Origin of the sequence: Roseovarius sp. 217 (assembly GCF_000152845.1) — a bacterium.
Lineage (GTDB): Bacteria > Pseudomonadota > Alphaproteobacteria > Rhodobacterales > Rhodobacteraceae > Roseovarius.
Genome location: NZ_CH902584.1, coordinates 2,422,941 through 2,438,325 on the forward strand (window position 1 = coordinate 2,422,941; position 15,385 = coordinate 2,438,325).

The 15,385-nt window shown below is 62.9% G+C and carries 13 protein-coding genes; 4 read left to right on the forward strand and 9 right to left on the reverse strand.

The window, feature by feature from the left end; all coding sequences use genetic code 11:
* Positions 1-6 precede the first annotated feature (6 nt).
* The 3 genes from ROS217_RS11565 to ROS217_RS11575 form a co-directional block, all read right to left on the reverse strand.
* A complete protein-coding gene (locus ROS217_RS11565) occupies positions 7-1,908 on the reverse strand; it encodes a cation:proton antiporter domain-containing protein (protein WP_009817935.1) in 1,902 nt (633 codons plus the stop codon).
* A gap of 33 nt (positions 1,909-1,941) precedes the next feature.
* Positions 1,942-4,437 carry a hypothetical protein gene (locus tag ROS217_RS11570; RefSeq protein WP_009817936.1) on the reverse strand — a complete coding sequence of 832 codons (2,496 nt, stop codon included), beginning with the start codon at positions 4,435-4,437 and terminating at the stop codon, positions 1,942-1,944.
* 116 nt (positions 4,438-4,553) lie between these two features.
* Positions 4,554-5,834: an O-acetylhomoserine aminocarboxypropyltransferase/cysteine synthase family protein gene (locus ROS217_RS11575; protein ID WP_009817937.1), complete on the reverse strand. Its 1,281-nt coding sequence runs from the start codon at positions 5,832-5,834 to the stop codon at positions 4,554-4,556.
* An 83-nt stretch (positions 5,835-5,917) separates the two neighbouring features.
* Between ROS217_RS11575 and ROS217_RS11580 the strand changes: the two genes are divergently transcribed.
* On the forward strand, positions 5,918-6,331 hold the full coding sequence (locus tag ROS217_RS11580; protein ID WP_009817938.1) for a VOC family protein: 414 nt from the start codon (positions 5,918-5,920) through the stop codon (positions 6,329-6,331).
* A 282-nt stretch (positions 6,332-6,613) separates the two neighbouring features.
* Here ROS217_RS11580 and ROS217_RS11585 read toward each other — a convergent pair whose 3' ends face one another.
* Entirely contained in the window at positions 6,614-7,108 is a 495-nt protein-coding gene (locus ROS217_RS11585) for a PaaI family thioesterase (RefSeq protein WP_009817939.1), read from the reverse strand.
* 61 nt (positions 7,109-7,169) lie between these two features.
* Entirely contained in the window at positions 7,170-8,036 is an 867-nt protein-coding gene (gene metF, locus ROS217_RS11590) for a methylenetetrahydrofolate reductase [NAD(P)H] (RefSeq protein WP_009817940.1), read from the reverse strand.
* Positions 8,037-8,143: 107 nt separating this feature from the next.
* On the opposite strand from metF, the gene ROS217_RS11595 reads away from it, so the two are divergent.
* Complete coding sequence (locus ROS217_RS11595; RefSeq protein ID WP_009817941.1) at positions 8,144-9,064, forward strand: LysR family transcriptional regulator; 921 nt, start codon at positions 8,144-8,146, stop codon at positions 9,062-9,064.
* Here ROS217_RS11595 and ROS217_RS11600 read toward each other — a convergent pair.
* Entirely contained in the window at positions 9,061-10,038 is a 978-nt protein-coding gene (locus ROS217_RS11600) for an NAD(P)H-binding protein (RefSeq protein ID WP_009817942.1), read from the reverse strand. The genes ROS217_RS11595 and ROS217_RS11600 overlap by 4 nt on opposite strands.
* Before the next feature lie 85 nt (positions 10,039-10,123).
* On the opposite strand from ROS217_RS11600, the gene cysE reads away from it, so the two are divergent.
* The gene (gene cysE / locus ROS217_RS11605; protein ID WP_009817943.1) at positions 10,124-10,954 is read left to right on the forward strand and encodes a serine O-acetyltransferase; all 831 of its coding nucleotides are present in this window, start codon (positions 10,124-10,126) and stop codon (positions 10,952-10,954) included.
* A gap of 5 nt (positions 10,955-10,959) precedes the next feature.
* Positions 10,960-11,313: a DMT family protein gene (locus tag ROS217_RS11610; RefSeq protein WP_009817944.1), complete on the forward strand. Its 354-nt coding sequence runs from the start codon at positions 10,960-10,962 to the stop codon at positions 11,311-11,313.
* Between the two features lie 180 nt (positions 11,314-11,493).
* On the opposite strand, the gene ROS217_RS11615 is transcribed toward ROS217_RS11610, so the two are convergent.
* From ROS217_RS11615 to pdhA, 3 genes are read right to left on the reverse strand one after another with little or no spacing between them, the layout of a single operon-like run.
* Positions 11,494-12,801, reverse strand: a complete 1,308-nt coding sequence (locus tag ROS217_RS11615) for a pyruvate dehydrogenase complex dihydrolipoamide acetyltransferase (RefSeq protein WP_009817945.1) — start codon at positions 12,799-12,801, stop codon at positions 11,494-11,496.
* A 12-nt stretch (positions 12,802-12,813) separates the two neighbouring features.
* A complete protein-coding gene (locus ROS217_RS11620; protein WP_009817946.1) occupies positions 12,814-14,184 on the reverse strand; it encodes a pyruvate dehydrogenase complex E1 component subunit beta in 1,371 nt (456 codons plus the stop codon).
* Positions 14,185-14,199: 15 nt separating this feature from the next.
* Positions 14,200-15,210 (reverse strand): pyruvate dehydrogenase (acetyl-transferring) E1 component subunit alpha, encoded by a 1,011-nt coding sequence (gene pdhA / locus ROS217_RS11625; RefSeq protein ID WP_009817947.1) that lies wholly within the window; start codon positions 15,208-15,210, stop codon positions 14,200-14,202.
* Positions 15,211-15,385: the final 175 nt, after the last annotated feature.

Sequence of the window (15,385 nt, forward strand, 5' to 3'; positions counted from 1 at the left end):
TCCGCCTCACTCCTTCGGTGCGGCGGTTTCTTCCAGTTGCGACAAGAGCATGGTCTGCAATTCCGCCTCAAGCTCACGGGCGCGGCTGATATAGGCGTCGTTCTCGACCGTCGGGCGCGCCGGGTCCCAGAGCGTTGCCAATTCGCGCACGGATTGGCGGTCATGGTGGTAAAAGGTCTTTTCCAACTCCGCCGCCTCGAATTCCGTCAGCCCCATGTTTTCCAACACATACCGCCCCGCGCGCAAGGAGCTGTCGAACATCTCGCGCACGATGTCATCGGCCCCCGCCTGATAGAGCCGGAACACATGCGTGCGGTCATAGGCGCGGGCGATGATATGCAGGTCCGGGCATTCGCGCCGGGCAAAGCTCACCAGCCGCACCGTGGCCTCCGGATCATCCAACGCGGCGACCAGCACCCGCGCCCGTGCCAGCCCCGCCGCATGCAAAAGGTCTGGCCGGGTCGGGTCGCCAAAAAAGCCTTTGACGCCAAACCGGCGCATCCGCTGGATCGCAAGCAGGTCATGGTCCAGAACGACGGTTTCAAACCCGCTCGACCGCACCAACCGGTTGACCACCTGTCCGAACCGCCCGATGCCCGCGATGATCACCGGCCCTGTGGTGTCAATGGTATCGGCCTCCGGGGTCTCGGTGCTGTCCTGCATGCGCCGTGACAAGACATCGTAGAGAATGAACAAGAGCGGTGTGATCAGCATGGTCAGGGCGATCACAAGCAAGATCACCTCGCTCAGCCCAGTGGGCAGCACATGCTGCTGCACCGAAAATGCCACGAGGACAAAGCCAAACTCGCCCGCCTGCGCCAGAGACAGGGTAAAGAGCCACAAATCGCGCCCGCGCAGCGCAAAGACGCGCCCGAGGATGTAGAGGATCGCCCCCTTGGTCAGGATCAAAGCAAGGGCAAGGCCGGGGATCACCAGCGGCGCGCCAAAGAGCACGGTAAAATTGATCCCCGCCCCCACGGTGATGAAAAACAACCCGAGCAAAAGTCCCTTGAACGGGGCCAAATCGCTTTCCAACTCATGCCGGAATTCGCTATTGGCCAGAACGACCCCTGCGAGGAACGCCCCCAACGCGGGCGATAGGCCGACCAGCATCATCAGGAATGAAATGCCCACCACAATCAGCAGGGCGATGGCAGTATACATCTCGCGCAGGCGCGCGGCATGGATAAAGCGAAACACAGGCCGAGTGAGATAAATGCCCGTCAGGATGATCGCTGCCACTGCCGCAATAGTGACCAAAGTCGCCCCCCAACCCGGCAGCGAGGCGATAAAGCTCTGGGCGGCCTGATGCGGTGCGCTCGTGTCACCATGACCAGCCTCCGCGGTGCTGCGCGACAGCAGTTCGCCCATCACCACATTCGGCGATTTGGGCAAGGCCAGAAGCGGCAAGAAGGCCAGCATCGGGATGACGGCGATATCCTGCGTCAGCAGCACCGAAAAGGCCGAGCGCCCACCGCCCGTCTGCATCAATCCCTTTTCCGACAGGGTTTGCAGTACGATGGCCGTTGACGACAGCGCAAAGACAAGGCCAATCGCCAGCGCAATACTCCACCCCAGACCCAAGAGATGCATGCAGGCCAGCATCACCGCCAGTGTCGTCAGGGTGATTTGCAGCCCGCCCAGACCCAAGAGCCGGTGGCGCATGTCCCAGAGCGCGCGTGGCTCCAACTCCAGCCCGATGAGAAAGAGCATCATCACCACGCCGAATTCGGCGACATGCTGCAATTCGGCGGTCTCATGGCCCCCGACCAGACCAAGAACCGGCCCAATCAGGATTCCCGCCGCCAGATAGCCCAGCACCGAGCCGAACCCCAGACGTGCGGCCAGCGGGACGGCAATCACGGTCGCCCCGAGATAGATCGTCGCTTGGAAGAGGAACCCTTCCATCAGCGGTGAGTCGCGTGGCGCGGGAACATGGCGTTACCCCTTGGGCATGCGTAGCACAACATCGCGCCCGCGTTTGTTGTAGCGCAATTCGGTATCCCCGATCGCTGACACCTGCCCGCCATCGAGCCGGTCGCCGACCTGAACCTTTTGGTAGCGCCCGTTCGAGAGTCGCACCAGCGCGCGGCGGCTCTGCGGGCTCCCGTAGACGCCGATCAGGTTGACGTTACGCAGGTTGATGGCGTTGGTCTCGGTGGCAGAGCGTGCCACAGAGGCGGATGTGGGAATATTGGGTGCCACCCGCGCGGCGGCGGCGGTCTGCACCTCGGGTTCCTCATCCTCGCCCGGCGTCGCCTGACCCTGCGCAGGCGCGCGAGCGGCCCGTTCCAGATCCTGCGGCCGCAGTTTGGGTTTGATCGAAACGCCAACGGCCTGCGGCAGGCTCTCGGTCCCGGCCACAGCCCCGCGATTGGCCTCGATCAGCGCAGCCGCGAGCGAGGCAGAACTGACGGTGGCGGGTTGCACCTCGGGGGCGGGCGGTGGTGCGGCGGCTGCGGCTGCGGCCTCGATCACCGATTGCGGACGATTGCGCGGGCGCAGCGCCGCCAATTCAGAGCGCGTGAGGCCCGACAGCGCGCCGCGCTCTTGCTGTTCGATCAGGTTTTCGGGCCGGGTGCGGGGACGGATGCCGCCCAGTCGCGCCGCTTCGGCGGCCGACTCGGCGCTTTGTTCCAGCCCGGGGACCGGCAGGGCGCGAGTAGGGGTTTCGGGAGGGCGCACGGGCGGCGGACCGGCGCGCACCGTCACCCCGTCCGGGGTCAGCGCGCCCTCGGGCGTGGCCTGCACAAACCCCCGCGCATCCAGCGTGAATTCGGTACCCGGCGGGGCCGGAGAGGCGGGTGTTTCGGGGCGCTGATCCGCCTCTACATCCGGGGCGGAGGGCAGGGCGACCGCATCCTGAAAATTCACCGCCTCGTCAATCGAGGTAAGGTAGAATTCACCAACATCGGTGGTCTCTGCCTGCGCAGGCGCATCGGGGGCCAATTGCCAGATGCCGGTCGCGGCATAGCGTGTCAACGCCTGCTCGGGGGTCAACTCTTGCGGCGTCTCTGGCGCTGCGGCCACTACCTCTGGCGCGGCCACGGTGGGATCTGCGCCAGTGTCCTGCACCGGCGCGTCCTGCGCCGGTGGCGGCGTCAGGACCACGTCGGAGTCGGTTGGCGAGGAGGGATCTGGATCGCTCTCCGTTTCGACATCCGGTTCCAGATCATAGGCCGGCGTCACGGCGATTTCAGGCTCAGAGCGCCCGAACAGGCCGGACACGCCGTCTTGGCTAAAGATCGTGGACCACGCGGCAACGCCTACGAGAAAGAGCAGCAAGACGGCTGTCAGGATCAGTCCCAGAAACCGAGGCTTGCCGCGTGTCACAGGCTGGCTGCGCGCGCCAAAGATGGTCATGCGTTGCGCTTCGTCATCCGGCGTGGGACCGGAGGATGAACCGGGGGCGGGCTCTATCGATGCTTTGTCGCGGCGTGCCAGCAGGCCCGACAGACCGGCCTCTTTGGCGGCTTTGGGCGCAAGGCTGGCCGCCGCCATATCGGTCAGCGTCGGGTCGGCCCCCCCGGTCAAGAGCGGAGCTGCCCCCGGTCGCGGCAACTCCGGCGTCGGCGCGCGATCGGACAACGGTGTAAGCCGCGCCGCCCCGTCGAGCTTGGGCGCTCCCTCAACAGGGGCGGCCCGCTCGGCGCGGATGCTGGAAAAGGACAGCGCAGGCGAGTCCGCAGACTTGACGGCGGGTGCCGCTGGGGCCGAAGCAGCTTTGGCCGCGGCCTCTTCTGGTGCCTTGGGCGGGGCAGGCGGCAGGGCAGTCTTTGGCGTCTCACCAGGGGCTTTGGCCTCATCCGGCAGGCGTGCCGCCTCGATCTTGGATGCTTGCGCTGCCGCAGGCGAGGGCACCACCACAGGGGCGGTCTCTGCGGGCGGTGTCACGTCGGGCAGGCGCGCGCTGCCGATGATGCGCACCGGGGCCTCGTCGCGGTCTACGCCCCGCGCCTGCGCCGCCGCCCCAAAGAACGGCTCACCGGCAAAGCGATCCGACTGCGGGCGCGCAACAAAGCTGACCGGGTTGAAGCGATGCTCAACCGCAAAGGCCTCGGCTTCGTCAAGGGTCTCGCTGGCAATGGCGGCAATATAGAGGCGGCCATTTTCGACGCTCCAGTCATAGACCAGATCGTCGATGTGATAGGGCGTGGCCCCTTCCAGCGCTTCGGCGGCAGCCAGATCGTAATTCCCATCAGGCGCGCTTGCGGCGGGCAGGTCGAGATACTTGATCTGCTCATCCGGGATGATCAGCTTGCTCGCTAGCCCCGAAGGATCAAGCAGCGTCGCCTTGGCGCGCAAGGATGCCAGTTCCCCCGGCAGATCCTCTGCATCAAGTGCCACCTCACCCACAAGGTGCCAGCCCGCGCTGCCTGCGCGGTGCAAAAGGCCGATGCCTTCGAAGGAGAGGGAAAGGGCGAAATTCGGTTTCATATGTAACGCTCTAGCACTCGTCCTGCGTCAGCGGGAGTCCTTGGTGTCATCCGCGCCATTTTACAGCAGCTTCGCGCCGAGGCCAACAGTCCGACCGGCCCCGGCACTTTTCCACATCAGCCAGAGGCCTTGGCCAGCGCCTGATCCAGATCGGCGATGATGTCCTTGGCATCCTCGATCCCGATCGAAATCCGCACCACATTGGGCGCGGCCCCGGCGGCAGTCTGTTGCTCAGGCGTCAACTGCCGGTGCGTGGTCGAGGCGGAATGAATGATCAGCGAGCGGGTATCGCCCAGATTGGCCACATGGCTGAAAAGATTGAGATTATCCACCAGCTTCATACAGGCGTCATAGCCCCCTTTGAGCGCCACGGTAAAGAGACCGCCCGCCCCTTTGGGACAGATCTGCGCGACCCGATCATGCCAGGGCGAGGATTTAAGACCGGCATAGGTCACGGCCTCAACCGCCGGATGGCCTTCGAGCCAGCTTGCCACCTTTTCCGCGTTCTCGACATGCCGCGCCATGCGCAGGGACAGCGTTTCAATGCCCATCAGCGTGTAATGCGCCGCCTGCGGATTGAGCGTCATGCCCAGATCGCGCAGACCGATGGCAATGCCGTGAAAGGTGAACGCTAGGGGGCCAAAGGTCTCGTGGAATTTGAGCCCGTGATAGGCCGGTTCCGGTGCCGAGAGCGAGGGGAACTTGTCGCTCGCCGACCAGTCGAAATTTCCCGAATCGACCACAACACCGCCCGTGACCGTGCCATTGCCGGTGAGAAACTTGGTCATCGAATGCACGACCAGCGTTGCGCCATGCTCGATCGGGCGGCAGAGATAGGGCGTGGCCGAGGTGTTGTCGACAATGAGCGGCAGACCCGCCTTGTCGGCCACCGCCGCAAGCGCATCGAGATCGGCGATATGGCCCCCCGGATTGGCGATGGATTCGCAAAAGATCGCGCGTGTATTTTCGTCAATTGCGGCATTGATCGCATCGGTGTCGTCGATATCAACGAACTTGGCCGACCAGCCAAAGCGCTTGATGGTCTGGCTGAACTGCGTGATCGAGCCGCCATATAGCCGGGTCGAGACCACCACATTTAGCCCCGGACCCATCAGCGGAAACAGCGCCATGATCTGCGCCGCGTGCCCAGAGGAGCAACACACCGCCCCTGCGCCACCCTCAAGCGTGGCGACCCGCTCCTGAAGCGCCGCAACAGTCGGGTTGGTCAGGCGCGAATAGATATATCCCACCTCTTGCAGGTTAAAGAGCGCGGCGGCGTGATCGGCATCACGAAACACATAGGCCGTGGTCTGGTAAATCGGCACCTGCCGCGCTCCGGTCGCCGGATCGGGGCGCGCGCCTGCGTGAACTTGCAACGTATCAAAGCCATAGGTCATTTATCTGTCCTCCCGCGTCATAAATCTTGCAAACCCGGTTACGGCATCGCTAGGTGCCATGCAACGGGCATGAGGAGTAAGATATGGCACATCCCTTTCATCTGGCAATCAATGTCACGGATCTCGATGTAGCACGGGGTTTTTACGGGGCGCTCTTGGGTGGGATCGAGGGGCGCTCGACCCAGACTTGGGTGGATTTCGACTTCTTCGGTCATCAACTCAGCCTGCACCTTGGTACGCCCTTCGCCACACAGGCGACCGGCAAGGTCGGTGACCACATGGTGCCAATGCCGCATTTCGGCGTGGTGCTGCCGCTAGAGACGTGGCGTGGCGTGGCCGAACGGCTGACGGCGGCGGGCGTTGAATTCGTCATCCCGCCTTCGGTGCGCTTTGAAGGAGAGCCGGGAGAGCAATGGACCATGTTCTTTCGCGACCCCTCGGGCAATCCGGTCGAGTTCAAGGGATTTGCCGATATGGAGGCTGTGTTCGCGACCTGAAATCGGGTGACGAAGCGGGGGGCGGGAATTGGCCTGAAGGGGACGTTGGCCCCAAGAGCTTACGCGCGGAATCAAGGCGCGAAGCGCCGCCGCGCAGCGCCCGTCCGCCCCACCGGGCGGGCGCTTCTGCAACGTTGCAGTCTCTTGAAATCGCGGGAGTGTTTGGCAGATATAAAGTGCCAGCCGACCAAGTCGCAGCGCCCACCCGGCAGACGGGCACCGCGCGTCTCATCAGTTGGGACCAATGTCAGCAACACGCCACGCGCGCACTCTCCCCAATCCTCACGACCCCGCCTCTGGCCGCATGACGAGGCAAGTGGTCGAGCCGGTGGCATAGAGCCGACCATCCGCCACACCGCGCAACTCGCCCCGCGCGACGGCGGTCGAGCGCCCCTTGTGCTCGAGCGTGCCGATGGCGTGAACCGGCGTATCCAAGGTCAGGGCGCGGATGATATTCACCTTGTATTCCAGCGTGGTATAGATCTCTCCGCGCTCCAGCGCCGTCATCACGGCACAGCCCATGCAACTGTCGAGGATCGCGCCATACCAGCCACCATGCACGCCGCGCATCGGGTTGGTGGCGTCAAACCGGGGTCGCCCCTCAAACACCACGTGACCGCGCACCGCCTCAACGGGCCAAAACCCGAGCGTCACGCCAATCGGCGGCGCGGGCAGGCGGCCTGCAATCAGGTCTTCAATGAACGCCAAGCCGGACCGTGCAAGGATCGCCTGCACATCCGGTAAATCGTCCAGCGATGTGGCGTGGCTATTCGGCATGTCGGCCCCTCCTGTCCCTGCTCCTCACAGGGTAGGCGGGGCCGACGCGAGCGGCAAGCTCTCAGGCGACGTCGCGCAGCGTCACTTTGGGGGTCACACCCAGAGCGTGACAGACATCGCGCGTCAGTTCCGGGCGATTGAGAGTGTAGAAATGCAGATCCTCAACCCCGCCCTCGAGCAGATCGCTGCACAGCTCCGTTGCCAGCGCCGTTGCCAAGAGATCGTGGCGATTGTCACGGATCGCCTTGTCAAACGCCTCATCCAGCCATGCGGGCACCTGCGTGCCACAGGAGCGCGCGAATTTGCGCGCGCCAACCCAGTTTTCAATCGGCAGAATGCCCGGAATGATTGGCGCATTGATCCCCGCAGCCGCACAGGCATCGCGGAAGCGAAAGAACGTCTCGGCCTCAAAGAAGAACTGCGTGATCGCCTCGGATGCGCCTGCATCAATCTTGCGCTTGAGCCAGTCGATATCGGCTTTCTGATCCACAGCTTCGGGGTGCTTTTCAGGGTATGCGCCGACGCGGATGGTAAATTTGCCAGTATCGGCCAGCGCCGAAATCAGCTCGCAGCTGTCGGCAAACCCCTCGGGGTGGGCAACAAACCCGTTCGAGCCCTTGGGCGGGTCGCCGCGCAGGGCGACAATCTCGGACACGCCCGCAGCGGCGAATTGCTCGGCAATCTCCAGCGTCTCGGCACGGCTGGCATCGACGCAGGTCAGATGCGCCGCCACATTGAGGCCCGTGGCCTTGTGCAGCGTACCCACCGCCTCGCGCGTCAATTCGCGGGTGGTGCCGCCCGCGCCATAGGTCACCGACACAAAGCGCGGATCAAGCGGGGACAGAGTGTGGATCGTGTCCCAAAGGCGAAAAGAAGCCTCCAGCGTCTTGGGCGGGAAAAATTCGAACGAGATACGCGGCGTTGTCATCGGGGTGCATCCTGTGCAGGAGTGAAATCTGTTGTCCCACTTGTTGCAGGTGCAGCAATGTGAGACAACTTCATTAAATTCATGGTTTGAATGAGGTTCGCTAATATATGCACATCGAGTTCCGGCACCTGAAAACGATCCGCGCCATTCATCAGGCGGGCGGTCTGGCCCGTGCGGCGGACCTGTTGCACATCACCCAATCGGCGCTGAGCCACCAGATAAAGGGGTTAGAGGATCAGACGGGTGTCGAGCTTTTTGTCAGACGATCCAAGCCTTTACGCCTCTCGGCGGCGGGTCATCGCCTGCTGCGTCTGGCCGAGAAAATCCTGCCCGAGATTGAGGCGCTCGAGGCCGAATTCGAAGGGCTGCGCGAGGGCAGCGCCGGACGCCTCCACATCGCCATTGAATGCCACGCCTGTTTTGAATGGCTCTTTCCGGTGCTTGAGCGGTTTCGCAAGACCTGGGGCGAGGTCGATGTTGATATCCGGCCCGGCCTAGCCTTTGACGCTCTGCCTGCCCTGCAAAAGGAAGAGGTGGATCTTGTGGTCTCGTCCGATCCCGAGGATTTGCCGGGAATCAGCTTCAAGCCACTCTTTGATTACGAGCCGGTCTTTGTCGCCTCAAGCCAGCATCCGCTGGCGCAGAAACCCTATGTCGAGGCCGCGGATTTCCGCGATGAGGTGCTCATCACCTATCCGGTGGACCGCTCGCGACTTGATGTCTTTACCGAATTGCTGACCCCGGCCAAGGTCGAACCCAAAAGCATCAGGCAGGTGGAGCTGACGGCGGTGATCCTCTTGCTGGTCGCGTCCAATCGCGGCGTTGCGGTGCTGCCCGATTGGGTCGTGCGCGAGGTCAAGACCAGCACCGATTACGTCACCCGCCGCCTCACCGCCGCAGGCAAGACCAAGCGCCTCTATGCCGCGATCCGCGACGATGACGCGGACAAGCCCTATATGGCGCATTTGCTGAAACTGGCGCGGGAAATTCCGGTGCGCCTGCAACGCGGCGAGAGCCCTGCCGCCTAGAATACCGCGTGCTCGCCCAGATCGACACGGGCGCGCCCGGATATCACCTCTTCATAATAGTCAAACAGGCGGTCCCGCCCGGTTTCAGGCGTGGCCTCGGCATCATAAACCTCCGTCGCCGGGTTCCACACCAGCATCGATTCGGTCGCGTAATAGCGCCCGATCCGCGCCAGTTCCGCCTTGGCCCGCAAACGCGGCGCGATACGCCCCGCCAGCGAAAGCCCTGCGATGATGGCATCCATCATACCCACCGGCACCTGCCGCACCTTCGCCGGACGCCCGAGTCTCTCAAAGAGCCACGCCGCCTGATCGCGCGGGGTGATTGCCGGGCCGGGACCGCCAATCGGCAGGACTTTGTTCCAGCGCCGAGGCTCTTCCAGACAGCCCGCCAGATAGTCCCCCAGGTCTCGGTCACTGATCGGCTTGCACGCCGTCAACCGCCCGTCCCCGAACACCAAAAAAGGCCGCCCCGCCTGAATCCGCGCAATCTGTCCCGACAAGGATTTGAAATAGGCCGTGGGCCGCACGATCGAATAGCGCATACCCGAGGCGATCAACCGCGCCTCAAAGGCCAGCTTGGCCGCCTGAAACGCCAGCATCGGCTTTTGCACGCATATCGCCGACAAAAGCACCATATGCCCAACCCCCGCCGCCTGCGCCGCCTCCAGCGCCAGGATATGCGCGTCGTGATCCACCGCCCAGGCATCGCCCGGCAAACCGCTGCGCGAGGCCATGCACGAGACCAGCGCATCAAACCGCTCGCCCCGGACCCCCTCTCGCCCAAGCTCGGTTATAGCCCCTCGCCGCAGCGTGACCCCTTCCGGCAATCCCGCCGCCTCAGCGCCGGGTCGCAGGAAACAGACCACCGCATGCCCTCGCGCCAAGAGCGCCGCCACGGTTGCCCGGCCTATCGTTCCGGTGGCGCCCAGAACCAGAACACGTGCGCCCTCGACCACGGGTAGCCTCTCATTCATTTTGGTGATCCCCCGCCTCACCCCTTTGCATTTTACCCGGCCTGCCTATCTGATATACTCATGTTGATCTACAGGAGCATACCCCATGGCGCATACAAGACGAAAGCTGGCCGAACTTGATCCGGTCTGGGGACAGATCGCCCAAGAGGCCAAGGCTGCAATCGCCGATGAGCCGCTTTTGGGCGGGCTGATCCATTCAAGTGTCCTGCACCATGGGACCTTCGAATCAGCGCTGGCCTATCGGATTTCGCTCAAGCTGACCTCGAACGAGATGCCAGAGCAGATCCTTCGCGAGATTTGCGACAAGGCGCTTGCCTCCGACCCGGAAATCGGCCTCGCCGCGCGCGCCGACATCGTCGCCGTCAATGACCGTGATCCGGCCTGCGACAGGTTTCTCCTGCCGCTTCTCTTCTTCAAGGGGTTTCAGGCGATCCAAGCCTATCGCATCGCGCATTGGCTCTGGACCACGGGCCGCCGCGATCTCGCGCGCTTTTTCCAGATGCGCGCCTCAGAGGTGTTCGGCGTCGATATCCACCCGGCCGCACGGATCGGCAAGGGCATCATGATCGACCACGCCCATTCCATAGTGATCGGTGAAACGGCGGTGGTGGGCGACAATGTCTCGATGCTGCATTCCGTCACGCTTGGCGGCACCGGCAAGGAAGAAGAGGACCGCCACCCCAAGATCGGCAATGGCGTTCTGATCGGGGCCGGGGCCAAGGTTCTGGGCAATATCCGCGTGGGCAACTGCTCGCGCATCGCCGCAGGTTCGGTGGTGCTGCAAGAGGTGCCGCCGTGCAAAACCGTGGCGGGTGTGCCCGCGCGCATCGTCGGTGAGGCGGGTTGCGATCAGCCCTCGGTCAAGATGGATCAACTCCTGGGCGTCCGCGGCACTGACGACGACGCGAGCGACTGACGCGCATGCACGGCCTTTGGCTGTGGCTGGCACCGGTCGTGCTCTTGAGCCTGTCCAATATCTTCATGACCTTTGCGTGGTATGGGCACCTCAAGTTTCCGCATGTCGCCCTCTGGCTTGTCATCCTGATAAGCTGGGGTATTGCCCTAGTTGAATACATGCTCGCGGTGCCCGCCAATCGGCTTGGGCACCGCGTCTATTCAGCGGCGGAACTCAAGACCATGCAAGAGGTGATCACGCTGGTGATCTTTGCAGGCTTTTCTGTGCTCTATCTCAAGGAGCCGATCACTTGGAACCACGCGCTCGGGTTCTCGCTGATCGCGGCCGGGGCGTTCGTGATCTTTCGTGCACCGCTGTGACGTGGGGAATGGCCTTGAGCTGACGTTGGCCCCAAGCGAAGAGCCGCGCGGTCGCTAGGCCGCGGGACGGCCCAGCGATCGCGCGGCGCCCTTCGGGCTTGAGTCCGCGCATTGGAGATTGGGGCCATTGTCTGCTCAATGCCCTAACAAAACCCCGACCCAAAGGCCGGGGCAGAAATCTCAGGCCAGCATAACCAGCGGATTTTCGAGGTTTTCGACGATCTTGCCCAGCAATTCCGCGCCAAGTGCGCCGTCAATCACCCGGTGATCCACCGACAGCGTCACCGACATGACCGTGGCCACGCTCAATTCGCCATCCTTGCCGACCACCGGCTTTTTCAGCCCTGCACCAACCGCAAGGATCGCGCCATGCGGCGGGTTGATCACGGCATCGAAATTCTCGATCCCGAACATGCCAAGGTTGGAAATCGCAAAGGTGCCGCCCTGATATTCCTGCGGGGCCAGCTTGCGGTCGCGCGCGCGCTTGGCCAGATCCTTCATTTCCGCCGAGAGCGCCGAGAGCGATTTCATTTCGGCATCTTTCAGAACCGGCGTGAACAGCCCGCCCTCAATCGCCACAGCCACGGCCACATCCGACGGTTTCAACCGCAGCACCTTGTCTCCAGCCCAGACGGCATTGGCATCCGGCACCGCCTGCAACGCTAGCGCACAGGCCTTGATGATGAAATCGTTGACCGACAGCTTGACGCCGCGCGCCTCCAACTGCTTGTTGAGATCGGCGCGGAATTTCATCAGCGCATCAAGACGGATTTCGCGGCGCAGATAGAAATGCGGCACGGTCTGCTTGGCCTCGGTCAGGCGTGCAGCGATGGTCTTGCGCATCCCGTCGAGCTTGACCTCCTCATACTCGCGGCCCTGATACATGGCGATCACGGCATCCGAGGACGGACCAGACGCGATGGATGCCGGGGCAGGGGCCTTGTCTGCGGGCTTGGCGGCATCCTTGACGGGCGCGGTCGAGGATTTGGCCCCCTCCACATCCGCTTTCACGATCCGCCCATGCGGGCCAGAGCCCTTGATCCCTGCGAGATCAATCCCCTTGTCCGCCGCGATCCGCCGTGCGAGCGGCGAGGCAAAGATGCGCGCGCCATCGCCGGACTTGGCTGCGGCGGGCGCAGGTTTGGCCTCGTCCGCCTTCTGCGGCGCGGCCTCGGGTGATTTTTCACTGGGCGCTTCGGATGTCTTGGCCTTCGCCGGGGCGCTGCCGATATCGCTGGCGCTCTCGCCGTCTTCCAGCATGACCGCGATGGGGGTGTTGACCTTGACCCCCTCGGTGCCTTCGGCCACCAGCAACTTGCCGACGACGCCCTCCTCCACGGCTTCGAATTCCATCGTGGCCTTGTCGGTCTCGATCTCGGCCAAGAGGTCGCCTGCGGACACGGTATCGCCCTCCTTGACCAGCCATTTGGCCAGCGTGCCCTCTTCCATGGTGGGTGAGAGGGCGGGCATCAGAATCTCAATTGGCATCGCGTCTCTCCCTCAACGATAGGTCACTTGGCGCACGGCGTCGATCACCTCTTGGGTGGACGTCAGCGCCAGCTTTTCCAGATTGGCAGCATAGGGCATCGGCACATCCTTGCCCGTGCAGCTGATCACCGGCGCATCGAGATAATCGAACGCCTTTTGCATCAGCACGGATGAGATATGGTTGCCAATCGAGGCCACAGGCCAGCCCTCTTCCACGGTGACGCAGCGGTTGGTCTTCATCACCGATGCAATCACCGTATCGGTATCCATCGGGCGCAGCGTGCGCAGGTCGATCACCTCGGCGCTGATGCCGTCCCCAGCCAATTTTTCAGCGGCTTCCAACGCATAGGTCATGCCGATGCCAAAGCTGACGATGGTCACATCGGTGCCCTCGCGCCAGATCCGGGCCTTGCCGAACGGAATGGTGAAATCGTCGATCTTGGGCACCTCAAAGGAGCGACCATAGAGGATCTCATTCTCCAGAAACACCACCGGGTTGGGATCGCGGATGGCAGTTTTCAACAGACCCTTGGCATCTGCCGCCGAATAGGGCTGCACCACCCGCAGGCCGGGCACCTGCGCATACCATGCCGCATAATCCTGACTGTGCTGCGCGCCCACGCGCGCCGCCGCCCCGTTGGTGCCGCGGAAGACGATGGGACTGCCCATCTGCCCGCCCGACATATAGAGCGTCTTGGCGGCGGAGTTGATGATCTGGTCAATCGCCTGCATGGCAAAGTTCCAGGTCATGAATTCCACGATGGGCCGCAGCCCGCCCCAAGACGCGCCCACACCGATCCCGGCAAAGCCGTGTTCGGTGATGGGCGTGTCGATGACGCGCTTGGCGCCAAACTCTTCGAGCAGGTTCTGGGTGATCTTATAGGCACCCTGATATTCGGCCACCTCCTCGCCCATGACAAACACGGTGTCGTCGCGGCGCATTTCCTCGGCCATGGCCGAATTGAGCGCCTCGCGCACGGTCATGGTCTGCATCTCGGTGCCGTCAGGCCAATCCGGGCTGGTGTCGGGTTTGGGGGCCTCGGGGGCTTTCGCTGCGGCCGGGGTGGATTTCGGCTTATCTGCGGGTTTCTCTTCCGGCGCTTTGGCGGCGGGGGCGCTTGCTGCGTCCTCCGCGCTTTCGCCCTCCTCGAGAAGTACGGCGATTGGCGTATTGACCTTCACGCCTTCGGTGCCCTCGGCAATCAGGATCTTGCCGATGGTGCCCTCATCGACCGCCTCAAATTCCATCGTCGCCTTGTCGGTCTCGATCTCGGCCATGATGTCACCGGCCTTGACCGTGTCCCCCTCTTTCACGAGCCATTTCGCAAGCGTGCCTTCCTCCATGGTCGGAGAGAGCGCGGGCATCAGGATTTCGGTTGCCATTGTCGTCTCTCCTCCTCAGGCGTTCTGCGGTGCCGTATCGGCAATAATATCGGTCCAAAGCTCTTCAATCGCAGGCTCCGGGCTTTCCTTGGCAAACTCGGCACTGGCGTTCACCACTTCCTTGATGTCCTTGTCGATCGCCTTGAGATCCTCTTCCGTGGCATGGCCGCCGGAAATCAGCAGATCGCGCACATGCTCGATGGCGTCTTTCTCATCGCGCATTTTCTGCACCTCTTCGCGGGTGCGATACTTGGCAGGGTCAGACATCGAATGGCCGCGATAGCGATAGGTCTTGATCTCCAGAATGTAGGGACCGGCGCCCGAGCGGCAGTGTGCCACGGCCTTGTCACCGGCCTCTTTGACGGCCAGCACATCCATGCCATCGACCATCTCGCCGGGAATGCCAAAGGCCTCGCCCCGGTGATAAATATCGGGCGACGAGGTGGAGCGCTGTTGCGAGGTGCCCATCGCATATTGGTTGTTCTCGATCACAAAGATCACCGGCAGACTCCAGAGGGCCGCCATGTTGAAGGTCTCATAGACCTGCCCCTGATTGGCCGCACCATCACCGAAATAGGTGAATGTCACCCGATCATTGCCAAGATACTTGTCGGCAAAGGCCAGCCCCGCGCCCAAGGGCACGTTGGCCCCCACGATGCCATGCCCGCCATAGAACCGCTTTTCGGTCGAGAACATATGCATCGAGCCGCCTTTGCCCCGGCTGTAGCCACCTTCGCGCCCCGTCAACTCGGCCATGACGCCCTTGGGGTCCATGCCGCAGGCCAACATATGCCCGTGATCGCGGTAGGTTGTGATGCGCCGGTCGCCGTCTTCGGCGGCGGCCTCAAGGCCGACAACCACCGCTTCCTGCCCGATATAGAGGTGACAGAACCCGCCGATCAGACCCATGCCATAGAGCTGGCCAGCCTTCTCCTCGAATCGTCGGATGAGCAGCATGTCGCGATAGTATTGCTTGAGATCGTCGGCTGAAACGTTTGGTTTCTTTGTGCTTTTCCGGGCAACCATGAGATGGCGACTCCTTGTTGGCGAATATAGTTTAGCATTAAACTATTTCATACACCAATCGCGTCGCCGTTGCGAGTGTGAATTTTACGTTGGGGAAGCAGCGTGTACGCTTGGTCTTGCGCCGCTCGTCTTGCGCAGCTTACCCCGTGTGGCCAACGTCCGTTTCACGCCCTTC

Bases quoted from the DNA above. Each gene is read 5' to 3' on its own strand.
- pdhA (WP_009817947.1), bottom strand. From the start codon at position 15,210: ATGGTTGCCCGGAAAAGCACAAAGAAACCAAACGTTTCAGCCGACGAT.
- ROS217_RS11565 (WP_009817935.1), bottom strand. From the start codon at position 1,908: ATGGAAGGGTTCCTCTTCCAAGCGACGATCTATCTCGGGGCGACCGTG.
- metF (WP_009817940.1), bottom strand. From the start codon at position 8,036: ATGACAACGCCGCGTATCTCGTTCGAATTTTTCCCGCCCAAGACGCTG.
- ROS217_RS11570 (WP_009817936.1), bottom strand. From the start codon at position 4,437: ATGAAACCGAATTTCGCCCTTTCCCTCTCCTTCGAAGGCATCGGCCTT.
- ROS217_RS11615 (WP_009817945.1), bottom strand. From the start codon at position 12,801: ATGCCAATTGAGATTCTGATGCCCGCCCTCTCACCCACCATGGAAGAG.
- ROS217_RS11595 (WP_009817941.1), top strand. From the start codon at position 8,144: ATGCACATCGAGTTCCGGCACCTGAAAACGATCCGCGCCATTCATCAG.
- ROS217_RS11575 (WP_009817937.1), bottom strand. From the start codon at position 5,834: ATGACCTATGGCTTTGATACGTTGCAAGTTCACGCAGGCGCGCGCCCC.
- cysE (WP_009817943.1), top strand. From the start codon at position 10,124: ATGGCGCATACAAGACGAAAGCTGGCCGAACTTGATCCGGTCTGGGGA.
- ROS217_RS11600 (WP_009817942.1), bottom strand. From the start codon at position 10,038: ATGAATGAGAGGCTACCCGTGGTCGAGGGCGCACGTGTTCTGGTTCTG.
- ROS217_RS11585 (WP_009817939.1), bottom strand. From the start codon at position 7,108: ATGCCGAATAGCCACGCCACATCGCTGGACGATTTACCGGATGTGCAG.
- ROS217_RS11610 (WP_009817944.1), top strand. From the start codon at position 10,960: ATGCACGGCCTTTGGCTGTGGCTGGCACCGGTCGTGCTCTTGAGCCTG.
- ROS217_RS11580 (WP_009817938.1), top strand. From the start codon at position 5,918: ATGGCACATCCCTTTCATCTGGCAATCAATGTCACGGATCTCGATGTA.
- ROS217_RS11620 (WP_009817946.1), bottom strand. From the start codon at position 14,184: ATGGCAACCGAAATCCTGATGCCCGCGCTCTCTCCGACCATGGAGGAA.